The 17,155-nt window shown below is 60.5% G+C and carries 21 protein-coding genes; 8 read left to right on the top strand and 13 right to left on the bottom strand.

Annotation, left to right across the window (positions count from 1 at the left end; genetic code table 11):
• Positions 1 to 27 precede the first annotated feature (27 nt).
• Positions 28 to 1,191: an MFS transporter gene (locus tag NDJ82_RS16800; protein WP_250925890.1), complete on the bottom strand. Its 1,164-nt coding sequence runs from the start codon at positions 1,189 to 1,191 to the stop codon at positions 28 to 30.
• 95 nt (positions 1,192 to 1,286) lie between these two features.
• On the opposite strand from NDJ82_RS16800, the gene NDJ82_RS16795 reads away from it, so the two are divergent.
• Together NDJ82_RS16795 and NDJ82_RS16790 are read left to right on the top strand one after the other, a co-directional pair.
• On the top strand, positions 1,287 to 2,204 hold the full coding sequence (locus NDJ82_RS16795; protein WP_250925889.1) for a LysR family transcriptional regulator: 918 nt from the start codon (positions 1,287 to 1,289) through the stop codon (positions 2,202 to 2,204).
• Positions 2,205 to 2,292: 88 nt separating this feature from the next.
• Positions 2,293 to 2,793 carry a methylated-DNA--[protein]-cysteine S-methyltransferase gene (locus NDJ82_RS16790; protein ID WP_099587522.1) on the top strand — a complete coding sequence of 167 codons (501 nt, stop codon included), beginning with the start codon at positions 2,293 to 2,295 and terminating at the stop codon, positions 2,791 to 2,793.
• Here the strand turns inward: NDJ82_RS16790 and NDJ82_RS16785 are convergent, their stop codons facing one another.
• Positions 2,794 to 3,708, bottom strand: a complete 915-nt coding sequence (locus NDJ82_RS16785) for a GNAT family N-acetyltransferase (protein ID WP_352230442.1) — start codon at positions 3,706 to 3,708, stop codon at positions 2,794 to 2,796.
• A 45-nt stretch (positions 3,709 to 3,753) separates the two neighbouring features.
• Here NDJ82_RS16785 and NDJ82_RS16780 point away from each other — a divergent pair, with 45 nt between their 5' ends.
• Positions 3,754 to 4,179, top strand: coding sequence for a low affinity iron permease family protein (locus NDJ82_RS16780; RefSeq protein WP_099587524.1), 426 nt, complete (start codon positions 3,754 to 3,756; stop codon positions 4,177 to 4,179).
• Between the two features lie 54 nt (positions 4,180 to 4,233).
• On the opposite strand, the gene NDJ82_RS16775 is transcribed toward NDJ82_RS16780, so the two are convergent.
• The 3 genes from NDJ82_RS16775 to fos form a co-directional block, all read right to left on the bottom strand.
• Positions 4,234 to 4,761 (bottom strand): DUF4142 domain-containing protein, encoded by a 528-nt coding sequence (locus NDJ82_RS16775; RefSeq protein ID WP_016975135.1) that lies wholly within the window; start codon positions 4,759 to 4,761, stop codon positions 4,234 to 4,236.
• Positions 4,762 to 4,879: 118 nt separating this feature from the next.
• Complete coding sequence (locus tag NDJ82_RS16770; protein WP_099587525.1) at positions 4,880 to 5,521, bottom strand: LysE family translocator; 642 nt, start codon at positions 5,519 to 5,521, stop codon at positions 4,880 to 4,882.
• Between the two features lie 54 nt (positions 5,522 to 5,575).
• The gene (gene fos, locus NDJ82_RS16765) at positions 5,576 to 5,986 is read right to left on the bottom strand and encodes a fosfomycin resistance glutathione transferase (protein ID WP_099587526.1); all 411 of its coding nucleotides are present in this window, start codon (positions 5,984 to 5,986) and stop codon (positions 5,576 to 5,578) included.
• 100 nt (positions 5,987 to 6,086) lie between these two features.
• Here fos and NDJ82_RS16760 point away from each other — a divergent pair, with 100 nt between their 5' ends.
• A complete protein-coding gene (locus NDJ82_RS16760; protein ID WP_112196918.1) occupies positions 6,087 to 6,326 on the top strand; it encodes a CopG family ribbon-helix-helix protein in 240 nt (79 codons plus the stop codon).
• Positions 6,316 to 6,600, top strand: coding sequence for a type II toxin-antitoxin system RelE/ParE family toxin (locus NDJ82_RS16755; protein WP_112193992.1), 285 nt, complete (start codon positions 6,316 to 6,318; stop codon positions 6,598 to 6,600). Before NDJ82_RS16760 ends, NDJ82_RS16755 begins: the two co-directional genes overlap by 11 nt.
• Before the next feature lie 10 nt (positions 6,601 to 6,610).
• On the opposite strand, the gene NDJ82_RS16750 is transcribed toward NDJ82_RS16755, so the two are convergent.
• The gene (locus NDJ82_RS16750; protein ID WP_425416867.1) at positions 6,611 to 7,519 is read right to left on the bottom strand and encodes a LysR family transcriptional regulator; all 909 of its coding nucleotides are present in this window, start codon (positions 7,517 to 7,519) and stop codon (positions 6,611 to 6,613) included.
• 77 nt (positions 7,520 to 7,596) lie between these two features.
• Between NDJ82_RS16750 and NDJ82_RS16745 the strand changes: the two genes are divergently transcribed.
• Complete coding sequence (locus NDJ82_RS16745) at positions 7,597 to 8,082, top strand: DMT family transporter (RefSeq protein ID WP_250925888.1); 486 nt, start codon at positions 7,597 to 7,599, stop codon at positions 8,080 to 8,082.
• Positions 8,083 to 8,089: 7 nt separating this feature from the next.
• Here NDJ82_RS16745 and NDJ82_RS16740 read toward each other — a convergent pair whose 3' ends face one another.
• The 6 genes from NDJ82_RS16740 to yiaY form a co-directional block, all read right to left on the bottom strand.
• On the bottom strand, positions 8,090 to 9,418 hold the full coding sequence (locus tag NDJ82_RS16740; RefSeq protein ID WP_099587531.1) for an MFS transporter: 1,329 nt from the start codon (positions 9,416 to 9,418) through the stop codon (positions 8,090 to 8,092).
• A gap of 58 nt (positions 9,419 to 9,476) precedes the next feature.
• Positions 9,477 to 10,418, bottom strand: a complete 942-nt coding sequence (locus tag NDJ82_RS16735; RefSeq protein ID WP_099587532.1) for a hydroxymethylglutaryl-CoA lyase — start codon at positions 10,416 to 10,418, stop codon at positions 9,477 to 9,479.
• The gene (locus NDJ82_RS16730; protein WP_191947710.1) at positions 10,415 to 11,608 is read right to left on the bottom strand and encodes a CaiB/BaiF CoA transferase family protein; all 1,194 of its coding nucleotides are present in this window, start codon (positions 11,606 to 11,608) and stop codon (positions 10,415 to 10,417) included. The genes NDJ82_RS16735 and NDJ82_RS16730 overlap by 4 nt, the downstream gene beginning before the upstream one ends.
• A gap of 102 nt (positions 11,609 to 11,710) precedes the next feature.
• On the bottom strand, positions 11,711 to 12,664 hold the full coding sequence (locus tag NDJ82_RS16725; protein ID WP_099587534.1) for a LysR family transcriptional regulator: 954 nt from the start codon (positions 12,662 to 12,664) through the stop codon (positions 11,711 to 11,713).
• Positions 12,664 to 13,338: an NAD(P)H-binding protein gene (locus NDJ82_RS16720; RefSeq protein WP_250925887.1), complete on the bottom strand. Its 675-nt coding sequence runs from the start codon at positions 13,336 to 13,338 to the stop codon at positions 12,664 to 12,666. The genes NDJ82_RS16725 and NDJ82_RS16720 overlap by 1 nt, the downstream gene beginning before the upstream one ends.
• Before the next feature lie 85 nt (positions 13,339 to 13,423).
• On the bottom strand, positions 13,424 to 14,572 hold the full coding sequence (gene yiaY / locus NDJ82_RS16715; protein WP_158878949.1) for an L-threonine dehydrogenase: 1,149 nt from the start codon (positions 14,570 to 14,572) through the stop codon (positions 13,424 to 13,426).
• Positions 14,573 to 14,696: 124 nt separating this feature from the next.
• On the opposite strand from yiaY, the gene NDJ82_RS16710 reads away from it, so the two are divergent.
• Positions 14,697 to 15,713 carry a DUF4917 family protein gene (locus tag NDJ82_RS16710; protein ID WP_250925886.1) on the top strand — a complete coding sequence of 339 codons (1,017 nt, stop codon included), beginning with the start codon at positions 14,697 to 14,699 and terminating at the stop codon, positions 15,711 to 15,713.
• Positions 15,714 to 15,732: 19 nt separating this feature from the next.
• Here NDJ82_RS16710 and NDJ82_RS16705 read toward each other — a convergent pair whose 3' ends face one another.
• Entirely contained in the window at positions 15,733 to 16,260 is a 528-nt protein-coding gene (locus NDJ82_RS16705) for a helix-turn-helix domain-containing protein (protein ID WP_158878947.1), read from the bottom strand.
• 106 nt (positions 16,261 to 16,366) lie between these two features.
• On the opposite strand from NDJ82_RS16705, the gene NDJ82_RS16700 reads away from it, so the two are divergent.
• A complete protein-coding gene (locus NDJ82_RS16700) occupies positions 16,367 to 17,149 on the top strand; it encodes an aldolase (RefSeq protein ID WP_158878946.1) in 783 nt (260 codons plus the stop codon).
• Positions 17,150 to 17,155 lie beyond the last annotated feature (6 nt).

Raw genomic sequence — 17,155 nt, 5'->3', positions numbered from 1 at the left:
CCAGCCATCCAGGCCCGGCAGGCAACGTCATGAGGGTTGGCCCCGCATAGGTTCGTAGGGTCGCCAACCTGTCAGCGCGATCAACAAGATCAACAGCTGGAACACGATGATCAGCGCCACGCAACCGTCCCAGCCCCAACGCTCCCAGATCAGCGCTGGCACGACTGCACCGCAACTGCCGCCCAAGTAGTAACACGTGAGGTAGACGCCAACGGCACCGGCCTTGTTGTCGTGCGCGGTGGCGGTGGTGAAGGCATTGGCTGCGGCCTGGGCGAGGAACACGCCGGTGGAACTGAGGGCCAGGCCCGTCACGATGCACCACAGAGAGGGGATCAGCGTCAGGGCTGATCCGCTTACGCCAAGCACGGCAGCTACCGTCAGCAATTGGGCATGGGGACGGGCCTTGCTCAGGCGGCCGGCGATGGGGATCACAATCAGCGCCAACAAAAACACCATGTACAGCGTGCCTAAGGCCGCCGGTCCAAGGTTGAACGGCGGTAGGCCGAGGTACAAACCTGCGTAGGTAAACGCTGCAACCTGGGAAAACAACACACAAAAACCTACGGCGTAAGCAGCCAACAATGGTTTGCGAAAAACGCTCGAAGAAGGAGCGCGGACTTGGACCTCCCGCGCGCGGTTGGCCGGCAGCAGAAACTGGATAAACCCACCGACCATCAAACTCAACACCGCCAGCACTTCAAAGGCTTCGCGCCAACCGAAGTACTCGGTCACCATCCCCGTGACGAAGCGTCCGGCAAACCCACCCAGCACGGTGCCGGCGACATACAGGCTGGTGACTTCGGTGACGGTGCCGCCATGCCAACGGTCGCCGATATAGGCCACGCTGGTGGCAAACACCACCGGTATGACCATGCCCTCCACGAAGCGCAACACCAGCACTTCGGCAAAGCTGCCGGCATAGGCGGTCATCAATGTCGGCACCGCCAGCAACAGCGCGGCCACGCAGATCACCGTGCGTTGCTCGAAACGACCGGTCACACGACTGACAAACGGCGCAGTGATCGCCACGGCGAGAGTGGTCACCGTGATGCTCCAACCTGCGGCCTTGGGGCTGAGGTGGAACTGCGCGGCAAAGGTCTGGAGGATACTCTGGGTTGCATACAGGTTGAGAAACGCCGCGCAGCCACACAGGAACAGGGCAAGGCGGGCGCAATGCAGGCGCGATTTCATGAAACCTCTCGTCTTATTTTGAAAGGTCTTTATAGAATGGCCTGCGGGTCTGGGACCAATACCGAATTCCGACCGATTGATACCCAAGGACCAGGATGCTCGACCTACGCAAGCTGCGTTACTTTCTGACGGTCGCCGAGGAATTGCACTTCGGCCGTGCTGCCATTCGCCTGCACCTCGCGCAACCACCGCTGACACGGCAGATTTCAGCGCTGGAAGCAGAGTTGGGTTTCAAACTGTTTGACCGCACCAGCCGCACGGTGACCCTCACGGCCCAAGGACGAGCGTTTCTGCCCTATGTACGCGGCGTGTTGGAACAGATCGACGTGGCACAGGTGATCGCAAACAAATTGGCCGCAGGCACTGCCGGGCAGCTGGCGCTTGGTTATGCCAGCTCAATAGCCCTCTCAGATCTGTTCAGCCAAGCGATCCAGTCTTTTGCCCAGCGATATCCGGATGTGCAGTTGACGCTGCTGGAGTGCGCCTCCGGCAGCCTGGGCGCTCAGGTAGCGGATGGGCGGCTGGATATCGGCTTGAGCCGACTGCTACCGCCCCCCCGAGAAGTGCAGGTGCTATCCCTGGGAGAGGAGCGGTTGGTAGCGGCGGTGTCCACAGACAGCCCACTGGCGAGCCTGGCCGAGGTCAGCTTGGCGCAGCTCAGTGCCTACCCACTGATATTGTTTCCGGCGGATTATGGCTCGGGGCTTAACCAATCCATCGAACAGCTTTACCGACACCACGGCGTGCCCCTGCGCCCTGGCCCGACTGGGCGGCAGATCACCTCGATCATCGCGCTGGTGGCGGCTGGCCAAGGGGTGGCGCTGGTACCGGAATGCACGCAAAGCTTGATGAACAAGGGCATCAAGTACAGGCCGCTGATCGAGGCGGACGCCTGTGCACAGTTGTTAGTCTTGACCGCGACTGAAACAAAAAGTGTGTTGGTCGAGGCGTTCCTCAGCGTGATTGCCGGGATCTCGTCGACTGCGCTTAAAGTGCTGCAGCAGGACCGCTGACGCCGCCGAATTCCACCGCAAGAAACGTAGTTTTGACCGGGGCGGCATGCTTTAGATTGGCACTACACCCGCCCATAGGAGCCCGCTCATGGTGTACGAATACAAACTCATGCCCTCCCCCGTTGGCCAACTCACCCTGGTGGCGCGCAATGGCAAGCTCGGTGCAATCCTGTGGGAGACAGAACGCGCCAACCGCGTGCGCCTGGGCGAATTGCACGAAGCCAATGAAAGCCCCGTGCTATTGGAAACCGAGCGCCAGTTGCAGGAGTACTTCGCCGGCACGCGCAGCACCTTCGAGCTGGAACTGGATTTCAACGGCACCGCGTTCCAGAAGCAGGTCTGGCAGGCATTGCTGACCATCCCCTTCGGCGAAACCCGCAGCTACAGCCAGATCGCCCTACAGATCGGCAACCCCAACGCCGTGCGCGCCGTGGGTGCGGCCAATGGGCGTAATCCGATTTCAATCATCGCGCCGTGCCATCGGGTCATCGGTGCCTCGGGAACCTTGACCGGCTTTGCTGGAGGGCTTGAGGCCAAGCAGTATCTATTGACCCTTGAGAACCGCGGCCAGGTGAAAATGGCCTTCTGATCACGTGCCTGCGACCGCTCCACGGTTAAAGTACTGGTAATCGAACAACGGTTTGAAACCCAGCGTGCTGTACAACGAGCGCCCCGCCATCGACGCCTCTAGGAAGCATCGCTGGGCGCCCAGGTTCGAAGCGTGCAGCAGCGCAGCGTTAATCAATTGAGTGGCATGACCCCGCCCACGAAATTCCTTGATCGTGCCGACATCGTTAAGCCGTGCGACGCCATCACATAGCGACAACGTCAACGAACACGCCACCCTCTCCTCGACGGACAAAGTGAAGTGGTGAAGTGAATGACCGGCGTCCAGGGCACGCTGGTGCCGAGCCTGATAATGCGCCACCACCTCGGGCGGGACCGCGAACGCATTGCCAATGGGAAGCGCCCAGTCATTCAAGTTCCGAGTCAGGCTGATCTGCGAAAAACGCTCACTTACCGAAGGCACCCGACGCGACAGTTCGAGCGCCATCGTGGTGGTCCTTTCGGCAGGCTGCAAGCCGAGCTCCGTCAGTGCCTCATGCACTCCCTCGACCTTTTCCTCATGAATCACCACCTGTATCGCCAGGCAGGTGCGGCGAATCAGACCCAGAGGCTCAGTCATTGCGTCACCCGACGGGGCGTTGCCCACGCGGATAAGCAACAGGTTCGACGGGTTGCAAAATAGATCGGTGAAATAGGCAGTGATGCAGGCGCCATAGCGCCGACGTAACGGACAGGTCACGGTAAAAAAATGATCTTCAGTCCGGTAATAGAGCGTGGGCAAATCGCGGGTAGGAATGGCGCGCATGGGCAGTCCAGGCAAAAGCAAAGTCTTGCGCCCGCCACTGCTGGTCGATGTAAGCCCTTGCCTTGAAACCCGAAGAAAAAGCGCACCGTTTGGTTCATCAGCCAAGTTGTAAAAAGAAATTTCAAAGAGCACCTGCTGTCCATACGTTCATCACCCCTTCACTCCAGGAAAACGGTCATGAAATTCTCCACAGTCTCGCAATCCCTGTCCCGCTGGGCAGGCAGCCCCCGCACCTTCTACGCAGCGACGGCATTGATCCTGGCGTGGAGCCTGAGCGGGCCGTATTTCCACTACAACGACACCTGGCAGCTGATCATCAACACCTCGACCACCATCATCACCTTCCTGATGGTGTTCCTGATCCAGAACACCCAGAACCGCGACAACGATATCCTGCATATCAAGATCGACGAGCTGCTGCGCGTGTCCAAAGATGCACAGAACGCCGTACTCAGCCTGGATGGTCTGGACCGCAAAGAGCTGGAAAAACTGCGCCAGGAATACCGCAGCATTGGCAACGCCGGCACCCTGAACCTGAACAGCAGTTGCGGCCACGCTGCCGACGACGCGGCGCCCACTAAAACCGATCTGAACCAGGCATAAAAAAACGGCGGTTGGAGAGGATCCAACCGCCGTTTTTCAATTCAGGTGACGACCTTAACCGTCGCCTTGATGACCTTTGCCATAAGTCGACGCCAAGGCGCGGGCCTTCTGCAGGCGCTCTTCCAATTTTGGCAGTGTCTCATCGACCAACGCTTTTATTTCCGGTACATCCGACGCGGCGCCTTCCTGTTTGAACAGTGCAATAGCGTCTTCGTTTTCCTTGACCTGTTGTGCGGTATAGGCGGCGTCGAACGAGTCGCCGTCCTTGAGCTCGGGCATCAGGGTCTCGGCTTTGTCGACAATTTTCTCACGTGGCGCCACGGGCAGATCGAGCTTCTTGGCGATGGCTGCCAAGTGCTGATTGGCCAGGGTGCGCTCGTTGATCACCTCGATGGTGTAGTCCTTGATTTCCTGGGACGAGGTTTTCGCGTGGGCCATGCGGCTGGTCTCGATATCGGCCATTCCTTTGGCCGAGGCCTGCTCGATGAATTCAGCAGGCGACTGGGCGAAAGCATTGCTGGCGCCGAGGCCCAGCAGCATCGCGAAACTGGCGGTGCGTAACCGGATAGCCATGCGGCTCATGATGGGTTCCTCCAGGGCAAAAATTAGGGCGGGGAACACACCCCGCCCTGAATTCGAATTTTCAGGGCGGTAAAGGTTTAGAAAAAACTTGCCGACGCGACGAACGGTCGTCGACATCTCATGCCGGTTTGCTGGCGAACAGGCCTGGCACCGCATGGGCCAGCGCATTGATGGCGAAGCCGATAAACATCACGCCACAGAGCTTGGTGATGAGGACTTCATGACGCTGATACACCGTGCGTACACGTTGGGCGCCGACCACGCCGATCAGGATTGCATAGGCCAGCAGACCGCCAACGAAGCTCAGGAAGATCAGCGACGGCAGCATCGACCAGGTCAGCAACTCGGCGCGGCTGGACAGCAACGCAGTGAAGGTCGCGACCGCCACCGGGTAGGCTTTCGGATTGGTCAGGCCGAACACAATCCCGTGCCAGAACGGATGCCGCGCGGCGCCCTGAGGGTCGTCACTGCTGCGCCGTTGCGTGCGGATGGCCCGCCAGCCAAGCCAGAACAGATACAGGCCGCTGAGCACGCCCAGCACATCAAACGCAGTGCTGCCCACTTCCCGCGCACCGACAATGGCGATCAACGCGGTGCTGCACCACACCACATCGCCCAGCAGATGCCCGCACAGAAAACCTGCCCCGGCGCGGCGACCACGGGCGGCACCGATACCGAACACGGCCAACACGCCAGGGCCAGGTGTAATGCCATAGATAAAACCCGAGGCGAGTACGGCGAGCAGCAGGGATAGGGTCATGAAGGCGACTCTGAAAAAAGACTGTGAGTTGGATGGATTCTGTATGTTCCGGTGCTAGGGGTAAAACTTCATTCCTGGATAGGCCTTCTGTCGACAGGCCTGCAGACGCGATGCCAGATCACCTACATGGGCTTCGAGCTTGTGTCCATCGGGGTCAAGGAAGTAGAACGAGGCGCCTTCACTACGATTGTCGCGCCACTCCTGAACACCGGCAGCCCTCAAGCGCTCAACCAGTGCAGCGAAATCGCCCGCATCGGTGGTAAATGCAAAGTGGGTGTAATCAGGTGCAGGCGTCGAGACGCGCAGCGGGTCCAGAGACAAGCATAACCATAAACCCGGCAATGAGAGATAGGCGCCGTTGCTCCAAGTGGCATCAAGCCGAAGCCCCAGCAGGTCATGGTAAAAGCACAGGCTACGGTGCAAATCAGTGACAGCCAACGTTAGGTGATTGAGTCCTGTAAGCATGAAGATGTCCTAGACCATAATGACTCTGACGAACGGTGCAAACTGCAAGCATGATGACAAGGTAGTATGTTTCACTACACATCACTACATCGAGATATATATGTCTGTTATGTCCCTACGCATACCGGAAGAAATCGCCGATACGCTTGCCAGTCTTGCCAAGGCCACCGGGCGCAGCAAATCCTTTCTCGCAGTTGATGCGTTACGCGAATACTTGACGCGCGAAGCCTGGCAAATTGAAGAAATTCAAAAAGCCCTCAAAGAAGCTGATGCGGGTGACTTCGCAACGGCAGCAGAGGTAAAAGCTATCGCCGACAAATGGCGCAACAATGCAGGTTGAGTGGCTGAGGGTAGCCCTCAGGAACCTTGACGACGAAGCGGCCTTCATTGCCGAAGAAAATCCCAAAGCGGCCTATGAGTTCGTCCAGGCAATTTTGAGCGGCCTTGAGAACATCGCGCAATTTCCCGCAATGGGGAAAGAGGGCCGAGTATCCGGTACTCGCGAATGGGTGGTGCCTCGATGGCCTTATATCGTTCCCTACCGCATTCGAGAGGGGCGGTTGCAGGTCATGCGGATTTTCCATACCCGTCGTCAGCCACCCGCGTCTTGGTAGCGATCCTTATTCAGTCTTGTAAAACTCTGCGCACCTGCCCCATCAACCACTGCATCCCCGAATCCCCTCCCCGCCGCGCATGCCACGCCAGCTCAAACGCAAACGATGGAATATGAAACGGCGGCGCTACGGCCAATAAGTGCGGATGCTCGACAGCGCGCAAGCCCCGCGACGATACGGTCAGGATCAGGTCCGTGCCCTCGATCAATTGCGGCGCCACGCCCCAATGCGGCAGGCTGATCGCCACATGCCGCCGCTGACGAATCGCCGTCAGCGCGCGTTCGATTTCCGGCGTGCCGCTGCCGCGCATTTCCAGCAGCACGTGGGGGCGCGAGAGGTAGGTGGGCAGGTCGAGTGTGCCGTCCGGCGGCAGGCTGTTACGGTCCACCAGGCAGGTGTAGTGCTCTTCGAACAAGGGCGTGGTGCGCAGTTCGGCGGGCATGTCGGGGAACACACCGGCGGCCAGGTCAAGGTCGCCATTGAGCACACCGTCGACCATGCCTTCACGGCTGGCCTGGATGACTTGCAGGTCGATGCCCGGCGCCTCACGACGCAGAACGCGGACCAATCCCGGTAGGAAAATCGCCGCGCTGTAGTCCGACATCGCTACACGAAACCGGCGCTTGGCCGACGCCGGATCAAAACAATTCGGCGCCAGCAACGCCTGCACCTGGGCCAGGGCTTCGGCCAGCGGTGCGGCCAATTCCAACGCACGCGCAGTGGGCACCAGCGCGCCGCCATGGCGCACCAGCAACGGATCACCCAACACATCCCGCAACCGCGCCAGCGCATGGCTGACCGCCGGCTGGCTCAGGTGCAGCCGCTCGGCGGCGCGGGTAACGTGTTGCTCGCTGAGCAAGGCGTCGAGGATCACCAACAGGTTGAGGTCGATGCGGCGCAGATCATTCATCAGCTGCATATCCAGCATAAGAACTAGGAATTTAAATTTGCGCGACGAATAGCCTAGAGTCCAGCAAAACCTCTGGGAGATACCAAATGACAACGTTGCAATGGCTGGGTTTATTGGCGCTGGCGGTAATCGCCGGGGCGGTGGTGCCGTTTCAGAGTGCAATCAATGCCAACCTCGGGCGCGGGCTGGGCCATCCATTGTGGGCCACCCTGGCATCGCTGCTGGTGAGCATTATCGTGCTGCTGCCGGTGATCATCGCCCTGCGCCTGCCCTTGCCGAGCCTGGCATTCATTACCCAGGCGCCGTTATGGATGTGGGCCGGTGGCGCGTTTGGCGTGTGCTTTATTTCCTTGGCGCTGATGCTGCTGCCCAAGCTGGGTGCATCCGGGTTCATTGCCCTGGCGTTGGCGGGGCAACTGATTGCATCACTGCTGCTCGACCACTTCGGGCTGTTTGGCCTGGTGGAGCGTCAACTGACAACGCCCCGGGTGCTTGGGGCGTTGTTGTTGATAGGTGGGGTGGCGCTGATTCAATTCGGCGGCGCACCAGCCAAAGCCCTGGCTGCCGCGTGAAATACCGTCAGCGCTTGTCGGACGTACGCAGCTTGTGTGGCAACCCCCACAGCAACAGTGCTGCGGCAATCAAGGCGCACACAGCGATGACATAAAGCGCCGGCGTGGTACTGCCCGTGATGTCCTTGATGCGCCCCACCATGACCGGGCTGACGATGCCGCCCAACTGCCCCAACGTGTTGATCAGCGCAATCCCGCCAGCCGCCCCGGCACCCGCGCCCGCCAGCAGTTTGGGCGGCAAGGTCCAGAAGGTCGGGATCGACGCGATAATCCCCGCGCCCAGCAGGCCCAGGGCGATGATCAGGAACGTGGTGTGGTTATCAAAGATCCCTGCACAGAAGAACCCTACCGCGCCCAACGCCACCAGCCCGCTGACGAACTTGCGCCGCTCACCCGTGGCATCCGACCAACGCCCCACAAGGACCATGGTGATCGCCCCGCAGATGTAAGGAATGGCCGTCAGCAAGCCAATCACCACCGGGCTTTCGACCCCCGCACTGCGGATCAATTGCGGAGCCCAGAAATTGAGGCCGTAGGATGCCACCTGAATCAGAAAGTAGATCAGCCCCAGCATCAGGAAACCCGGAATGCGCAGGGCCTGGAGCAACGAGCCTTTCTTGTGCACTTCGTGCACGGCGATACGGCTGGACAGCAAGGTTTTTTCCTCGGCGCTCAGCCAAGGTGCATCTTCGATGCGATCCTTGAATTGCGTCAGCACCATCCACGCCAGCCCTATACACGGCAAGCCGCCAAGCAGGAACAACCAGTGCCAGCCGCGCATCTGCAGCACGCCGTCCAAGTGCTCCAGCACCAGGCCGGAAAACGGCGCGCCCACCAGCCCGGCGAACGCAGAGGCCAGGAACAGCAAGGAAGTAATCCGCCCACGGAAATCCTGGGGGAACCACAGCGTCAGGTAGTACAGCACGCCAGGGGCAAACCCGGCCTCCATCGCGCCGATCACAAAGCGCAGTGCATAGAACTGCCATTCGGCCGTGACAAATACCATGGCCGCCGTGGCCAAGCCCCAGGACACCATGATCCGCGCAATCCAGCGGCGCGCACCGACCTTGTAGAGCATCATGTTGCTCGGCACTTCGAAGATCACGTAACCGATCACGAACAGCCCCGCGCCCAGGCCATAGGCGGTGTTGCTCAGGCCCAGGTCGGCTTGCAGTTGGAACTTGGCGAAGCTGATGTTGATGCGGTCAAAAAACGCAAACAGGTAGCAGACCATGATCAGTGGCATCAGGCGCCAGGCGACCTTCTTGACCACGGCTTTGATGGGATCGACTTCACCGGCCGGGCGCGCGCCGGCCTCTAACGTATTAGTGCTCATTGTGCTTCTCCAGCGGACTGCTCACAGGCGTCCGATTGTTTTTGTTGTCTGGCAGGCGTTACAACGTGGCGATGTAAGCCGGGGGTGGATGCAAATCACCATTGCGCCCGGCCTTGGCCAGTTGACCGGGCAACTCATGGCCCAACAGCGCCGGCAGGCGCCGGGACATGTCCAGCAGGTGCGCCAAGTCGATCCCGGTGTGAATCCCGACTTCCTCACACAGGTTGACCAGGTCTTCGGTACAGATATTGCCCGAGGCCCCCGGCGCAAATGGGCAGCCGCCAAGGCCGCCAAGCGCCGCATCAAAACGACGGGCACCGGCCTCGTAAGCGGCCAGTACATTGCACAACCCCAGGCCGCGGGTGTTGTGGAAATGCAGCGTCAGGTCACTGGCGGGAATGCGCTCCAGCACGCGCTTGACCAGGCGTTGCACCTGACGGGGGTTGGCCATGCCGGTGGTGTCAGCCAGGCTGATGCCCTGAATGCCCAACTTGCGATAGGCGTCAACGATCTGCAGCACGCGGTCTTCGTCGACCTTGCCTTCGAACGGGCAACCAAAGGTGGTGGCGATACTGCCGTTGAGGCGCACCGGATGCTCGGCGGCAAAGCTGACGATGTCGGCAAATGCTGCCAACGATGCTTCGCAGCGCATGCGCATATTGGCCAGGTTGTGGGTCTGGCTGGCGGACATCACCAGGTTCAGCTCATCGGCGCGAGACGCAATGGCGCGCTCGGCGCCCTTGAGGTTGGGGATCAGCGCCACGTAGATCACACCGGCTTTGCGCTCGATACCCTGGAACACCAGCTCGCCATCGCGCAGCGCAGGGATAGCCTTGGGTGAGACGAACGAACCGGCCTCGATCCGCGAAAAACCGGCAAGTGACAACCGGTCAATCAGCGCGATCTTATCGGCGGTCTCGACCCAGGTCGGTTCGATCTGCAAGCCATCGCGCGGGGACACTTCCTGCACGATCAGCGGGTCGGAATAATCAGTGATCATTGCACCACTCCGGTGGTTTTCAGGCGTTGAATATCGGCGCCGGTGAGGCCCAGCCCGGTGAGAATGTCGTCAGTGTGCTGGCCCAGGGCCGGGCCCGACCAATTTACACCGCCGGGGGTTTGCGAGAGTTTGGGCACAATGCCCGGCATCTTCACCGAAACGCCGCCAGGCAGCTCGGCGTCGAGCAGCATGTCACGTGCCTGGTAGTGAGGGTCGCTGACTATATCCGCCACCGAATAGATACGCCCGGCCGGTACTTGCGCCGCTTCCAGGGCGCTGAGCACCTGCTCGATGGGCAGGCTGCTGGTCCAGTGGGTAATCGCCGCATCCAGCAGGCCGCTCTGCGCCGCACGCCCATCGTTGTGGGCAAACTCGGGGGCTTCGGCCAGATCGATACGGCCGATGGTGGTCATCAGCCGCTTGTAGATCGGGTCACTGTTGCCGGCAATCACCACATAGGCGCCATCGGCGGTGAGGTAGGTATTGGACGGTGCAATGCCGGGCAAGGCCCCGCCGCTGCGTTCGCGCACATGACCGAGCATGTCGTATTCCGGCACGAGGCTTTCCATCAGGTTGAACACGCTTTCAGCCAGGGACACGTCGACAATCTGCCCATCGCCCTGGCCGGTCTTGACCCGCAGCAACGACATCAAGGTGCCGATCACTGCGTGCAGGGACGCGAGGGAATCGCCCAGGCTCACCCCCACTCGCGCCGGTGGCGAATCCGGGTTGCCCGTGGTGTAGCGAATGCCGCCCATGGCCTCGCCGATAGCGCCGAAACCCGGACGGTCGCGGTAAGGGCCCGTCTGGCCGTAGCCGGAGATGCGCACCAGGGTCAGCTTGGGGTTGAGTGCGTGCAGCACGTCCCAGCCCAGGCCGAGTTTTTCCAGGCCGCCGGGGCGCAGGTTTTCGATGAGCACGTCGGCGTCGCCAAGCAGTTGCTTGATCAGGCCCAGGCCTTGCGTGGACTTGAGGTCCAGCGCCAACGACTTCTTGTTGCGTGATTGCAGGTACCACCACAGCGACGTGCCGTTGTGCAGCTTTCGCCATTTACGAAGCGGATCGCCCTGGCCGAGGGATTCGATCTTGATCACCTCGGCGCCAAACTCGGCCATCAACCGTGCGGCGAACGGCGCGGCAATCAAGGTACCGATCTCGATCACCTTGATACCGCTCAGGGGAGCCGTCATGGGGTGTACCTCTTATTCTTGGAATGTGGACCAAGGCTAGAGGACAGGGGCGGGAGAAATCCAACCGTCAGTTGGCAAGGAGCGTTCGCGAAAAGCGAACGCTCAGCGAATTTTCCGTAGGACCAGGCTGGCAGGCTGCTCCAGGGAAGGCATCGACAGACTCAGGTAATCGAACAACAGCCGACTCACTGGCGACAATTGCGCTTCGTCGCGCACCACCAGGATCAAACGGCGATCAGACCAACTGTCCGTCAACGGCACCGCGTGCAAACCCAGTGCGCGCCCAAACAATTCGTAGGCCTTGTGCGGCAGGATACCGATGCCCATATTGGCCTGGACCATCCGGCACATCGCATCAAAGCCCGGCACATGGATACGCAGGCGCAGCATCTTGCCGGCCTCGCGCGCAGCGGCGTGGGTACGCATGTTGATTGAGCTCGCGGCGTGCAGGCCGACGTAGTCGCTGTCCAAGGTTTCGGCGAACGCCACGCTCTGGCGCGCTCCCAACGGATGATCCGCCGGCATCAGCACCACCAGTTTGTCGAGCCGATAGGTCACGCTGGGCAAGCCTTTGGTGTCTGTGTCGCACGAGCAGATACCCAGGTCCGCGACGCCGTCCAGCACGCCCTGCACCACGCCGGTACTGGGGCGCTCTTCCAGATCGGTTTTCACTTCGGGATGCAGCTCGGAAAAATCGCGCAAATCTTCAGGAAGGAACTGAATGATCGCCGAGAGATTGGCCAACATCCGCACATAACCGCGCACACCGTGGCTGTGTTCGCCCAGTTCCAGGCCCATCTTCTCGACGTTGAACAGCATCTGCCGTGCATGGTGCAACAGCGTTTCGCCAGCGGCCGTCAGGTCCATGCCCTTGGCCCGGCGCACAAACAGGCTTACGCCCAACACGTGCTCCAGTTCCATCAGGCGCTTGCTGGCGGCCGATACCGCAATGGCCTCACGGGCAGCGGCACGGGTCAAAGTGCCTTCTTCGAACACCGCGACAAACAGCTGCAGGGTGATCAGGTCCAGGCGACGCACCAGGCTCTTGTGCAACATCAGCGACGCTCGGCAGCCAGACGGTGGATCTCGCCCTGCTCTACCACCGCTTGCGGCGTGCCGTGGCTCACCGCCTGCAACATCGCCCGCCCAACGGTCTCGGTACTCACCACCCAGCTCGGTTTGACCCGGCGCACAAACGAGAGCACAGGCCCCAGCACGGAATAAAAGGCCTGGTACAACGGCGTCTTCGAGCGCACACCGTGCAACGGCTGGATAATCCCCGGCCGGAACAGGTACACCGCCTTGAACGGCAAGCGCAGCAAGGCGTTCTCGGTCTTGCCCTTGACCCGCGCCCACATCGACTTGCCCGCCTCGGAGCTGTCGGTACCGGCGCCGGACACATAGATAAACGTCATCTGCGGATTGAGCCGCGCCAAGGTGCTGGCAGCGACGAGGGTCAAGTCATAGGTGAGATGGGTGTACCTGGTTTCGTTCATTCCGGCCGAAGACACGCCGAGGCAGAAGAAGCACGCATCAAAGCCTTGCAGCAGGTTTTCCAGGGGTTGGAAATCCAGCATGTCACCGTGCAATACCTGATGCAGCTTGCCGTGTTCCTGGGTCAGTGGCGTGCGGCCAACGGCGACGATTTCCTGCACGTCGGCAGCCAACAGGCATTCACGCAGAACACCCTGGCCGACCATGCCGGTGGCGCCGAATAACAGAACTCTCATAAGGGGACCTCAGCGGCAAGCCGCAAGCTCAAGTTAAACGCATTCGACTTGTAGCTTAACGCTTGCCGCTTGCCACTGCCCCTATTCAAAACGCGCTGCGAAAAATCTCCTCAATCTGACGCTGATCCGCGCGACGTGGGTTGGTCAGTCCACACGCATCCTTCAACGCATTGGCCGCCAGCAGCGGAATGTCCTGCAACTTGGCGCCCAGTTCACGCAGGCCAGCGGGGATTTCAACGTCCTGGGCCAGGCTGCGGATGGCGGCGATGGCGGCTTGGGCGCCCTCTTCTGCGGTGATGCCCTTGATCTCGGCACCCAGTGCGCGGCCCACGTCGCTCAAGCGTTTGGCGCTGACGCTGGCGTTGAAGCTTTGCACATGGGGCAGCAGCACCGCATTGCACACGCCGTGGGGCAGGTCGTAGAAACCGCCCAACTGGTGGGCCATGGCGTGCACAAAGCCCAGGGATGCGTTGTTGAAGGCCATGCCGGCGAGGAACTGCGCGTAAGCCATGTTTTCCCGCGCGACCTTATCGCTGCCGTCGCGTACGGCCAGGCGCAAGTTGGCGCTGATCAGTTCGATGGCCTTGATCGCGCAGGCATCGGTGATCGGCGTGGCGGCGGTGGAGACGTAGGCTTCGATGGCGTGGGTCAGGGCGTCCATGCCGGTGGCGGCGGTGAGCCCCTTGGGCATGCCGACCATCAGCGATGGGTCGTTGACCGACAGCAGCGGCGTGACGTTGCGGTCAACGATGGCCATTTTCACGTGGCGGGTTTCGTCGGTGATGATGCAAAAGCGCGTCATCTCGCTGGCAGTGCCGGCGGTGGTGTTGATGGCGACCAGCGGCAGTTGTGGCTTGGCCGACTGATCGACGCCTTCGTAGTCGCCGATATGCCCGCCGTTGGTGGCGCACAGGGCAATCCCCTTGGCGCAGTCATGGGGCGAGCCGCCGCCCAGCGACACCACAAAATCACACGCACTGTGCTGCAACAACGCCAGGCCTTTCTCAACGTTTTCCACATTGGGGTTGGGCTTGGCGCCGTCGTAGATCACCGAGTCAATGTCCTGCATCGCCAGTTTTTCGGCGATCATGCTGGCCACGCCCGCCTTGGCCAGGCCGGCGTCGGTGACGATGAGCGCCTTGCGAAAACCGTAATTGCGGATGGCGTTCATGGCTTCGTCGAGGCAATCGGTGCCCATGATGTTGACGGCAGGAATGAAGAAGGTGCTGCTCATGGCGAATCCTCGGATAACATTTATGCCTACAGCATCGACCTCACTGGCCTGCGGCATCTTGATCAGGATCAACGCCCGCTCGTGATAAAGTCACCGCCCAGCCGATTTCGAGTAGCCCGCCGCAATGAAGGATTTCCAGGATATTGACGCCCACCTTGAAGACTGGAGCGCCCTGCGCAGCGCCATCGACTTCACTGGGATTCTGATCGGCAACGGCGCGAGTCGTACGATTTGGGAAGACTTTGCCTACGACTCGCTGTTTGAAAACGCCCGCACCGTCGAAGAAAAACCCCTGAGCCCCTCTGAACTCAGCGTGTTCGACGCCCTGCAAACCCGCAGTTTCGAGCAAGCCCTGGGCGCGCTGAAAACCACCAGCCGGGTCAACAAGGCCTTGGCAGTCAGCTCGGCGGCACCGCGCAATCGCTACTACGCGATCAAGGAAGCGTTGATCAACACCATCCACGCGGTGCATATCCCGTGGCGCCTGGTGCAGCCATCGACACTGGCAGCGATCAATACGGAACTGGCCGGTTATGCCACTGTGTTTACCAGTAACTACGATCTGCTCAACTACTGGGCGATCCTGCACACGCCGGGCATCGATGACCTGTTTCGCAACGCCGACGCCAGCTTCGACCTGCGCAACACCCGCACCGACGCCACACGCATCCTATACCTGCACGGCGGCCTGCACCTGGTGCGCAACCTCGACGGCACTGCGCGCAAACTGCCGACGACCGACAGCACCTTGCTCAGCAGCTTTGCCATCAACAACACGATCAAGACCCTGGACGATGTGCCGCTGTTTGTCAGCGAAGGCAAGATGGAGGAGAAGCTCAAGACCATCCGCAGTTCGGATTACCTGTCGTTCTGCTATGAGCAATTGCTGACTCATGAGGGCGCGCTGTGCATCTTCGGGCACGGTCTGGGGCCGCAGGATCAGCACTTGGTGGACGCGATTCGCCAGGCCAATGTGAGCACGCTGGCGATCTCGGTGTCGGGCCGCAGTGAAGGGTTTATCCGCCAGCAGAAGCGGCGGTATTTCGAGTTGTTTGATGGCAGAGGTGTGGCGCTGAAGTTTTTTGCGGCGCGCACGCATCCGCTGGGGAATGCAGCACTGTCCGTCCCTGTCGAACGCTGATCAAAAATTCGGATCGTGATTATTCTTCCGCGCTGTGCACCACCACCAGCAACTGCGCCTGCACGTCCCCCACCGAACGAAGCCGGTGCGGCTTTTGCGCGTTGAAGTGCAACGCATCGCCTCGCTGCAAAATCACCCGTTCGTTCATGAAGTCCACCTCTACCGCGCCTTCATGCACGAACAGAAACTCCTCCCCCAGATGCTCCTTGAAGGTCTTGTCGCTGAACTCCGCCGGCGGGTAAATGATGAACGGCAGCAAGCTGCGCTCGCTGACTTGATGGGCCAGCACCGCGTAACCCGGCGTGGTATCGGGCCGCTCGTGACTGCGCACCAGGCTGTAGCTGTCGAGGCTGACGCGATCCTCGCTGAACAATTCCTCGACGTTCACGTTCAACGCCTTGGCCAGTTTCAACGCGGCGGCAATGGACGGCGTGTTGAGCCCGCGCTCGACCTTGGACAGGTAACTCTTGGTCATCCCGGATTTTTCAGCCAGGGTCTCCAAGGTCACGCCAAGCTTTTTCCTTAATAATTTCAAACGGATAGACATGCGCTGCGGGTAATCCATGCAGAAAACGATAAGCTGTGCTTGCTAATGACACAAAGTGTCATATAGCATCTTTAGTGTCATTCGTTCTAACCCAAAGGACACCGATATGGCCAAGACATTAGCACTCCCCAAAGACCAACTGGTCAAGCACGCACTGAATCAGATGCAAAACAGCCTGGCGGATAATACGTGGACCGACCGGCAAAAGCTGGCGCTCACCTGCCGCATCCTGTTCGAAAACGGCCACGACTCCGGCCTGGCCGGGCAGATCACCGCACGCGGCCCCACGCCAGGCACCTATTACACCCAACCATTGGGCCTGGGTTTTGATGAGATCACCGCCAGCAACCTGTTGCTGGTGAACGAGGACCTTGAAGTGCTGGAAGGTCACGGCATCCCCAACCCGGCCAACCGTTTCCACAGCTGGGTGTACCGTGGCCGGCCGGATGTGAACTGCATCATCCACACGCACCCCACCCATATCGCGGCGTTGTCGATGCTCGAAGTGCCGCTGCAGGTGTCCCACATGGACCTTTGCCCGCTGTACGAAGACTGCGCCTTCCTGGAAGCCTGGCCAGGCGTGCCGGTGGGCAATGAGGAAGGCGATATCATCACCACGGCGCTCGGCGACAAGCGCGCGATTTTGCTCTCGCACCACGGTCAACTGTCCACCGGGGCGAGTATCGAGGAGGCCTGCGTAATCGCCCAGTTGATCGAGCGCGCCGCCAAATTGCAGCTGCTGGCGATGGCGGCGGGCACTATCAAGCCGATCCTGCCAGCGCTGGGCCGCGAGGCCCATGACTGGATTGCCCGACCCAAGCGCCATGGCGCCGCGTTCAACTATTACGCCCGGCAGAACCTGCGCCAACACGCCGATTGCCTGAACTGACCCGCC

This window comes from Pseudomonas sp. SR18, from assembly GCF_023701505.1.
In the GTDB taxonomy this organism is placed as follows: Bacteria; Pseudomonadota; Gammaproteobacteria; order Pseudomonadales; family Pseudomonadaceae; genus Aquipseudomonas; species Aquipseudomonas cyclaminis.
This window is presented reverse-complemented; position numbering and strand designations above follow the sequence as displayed.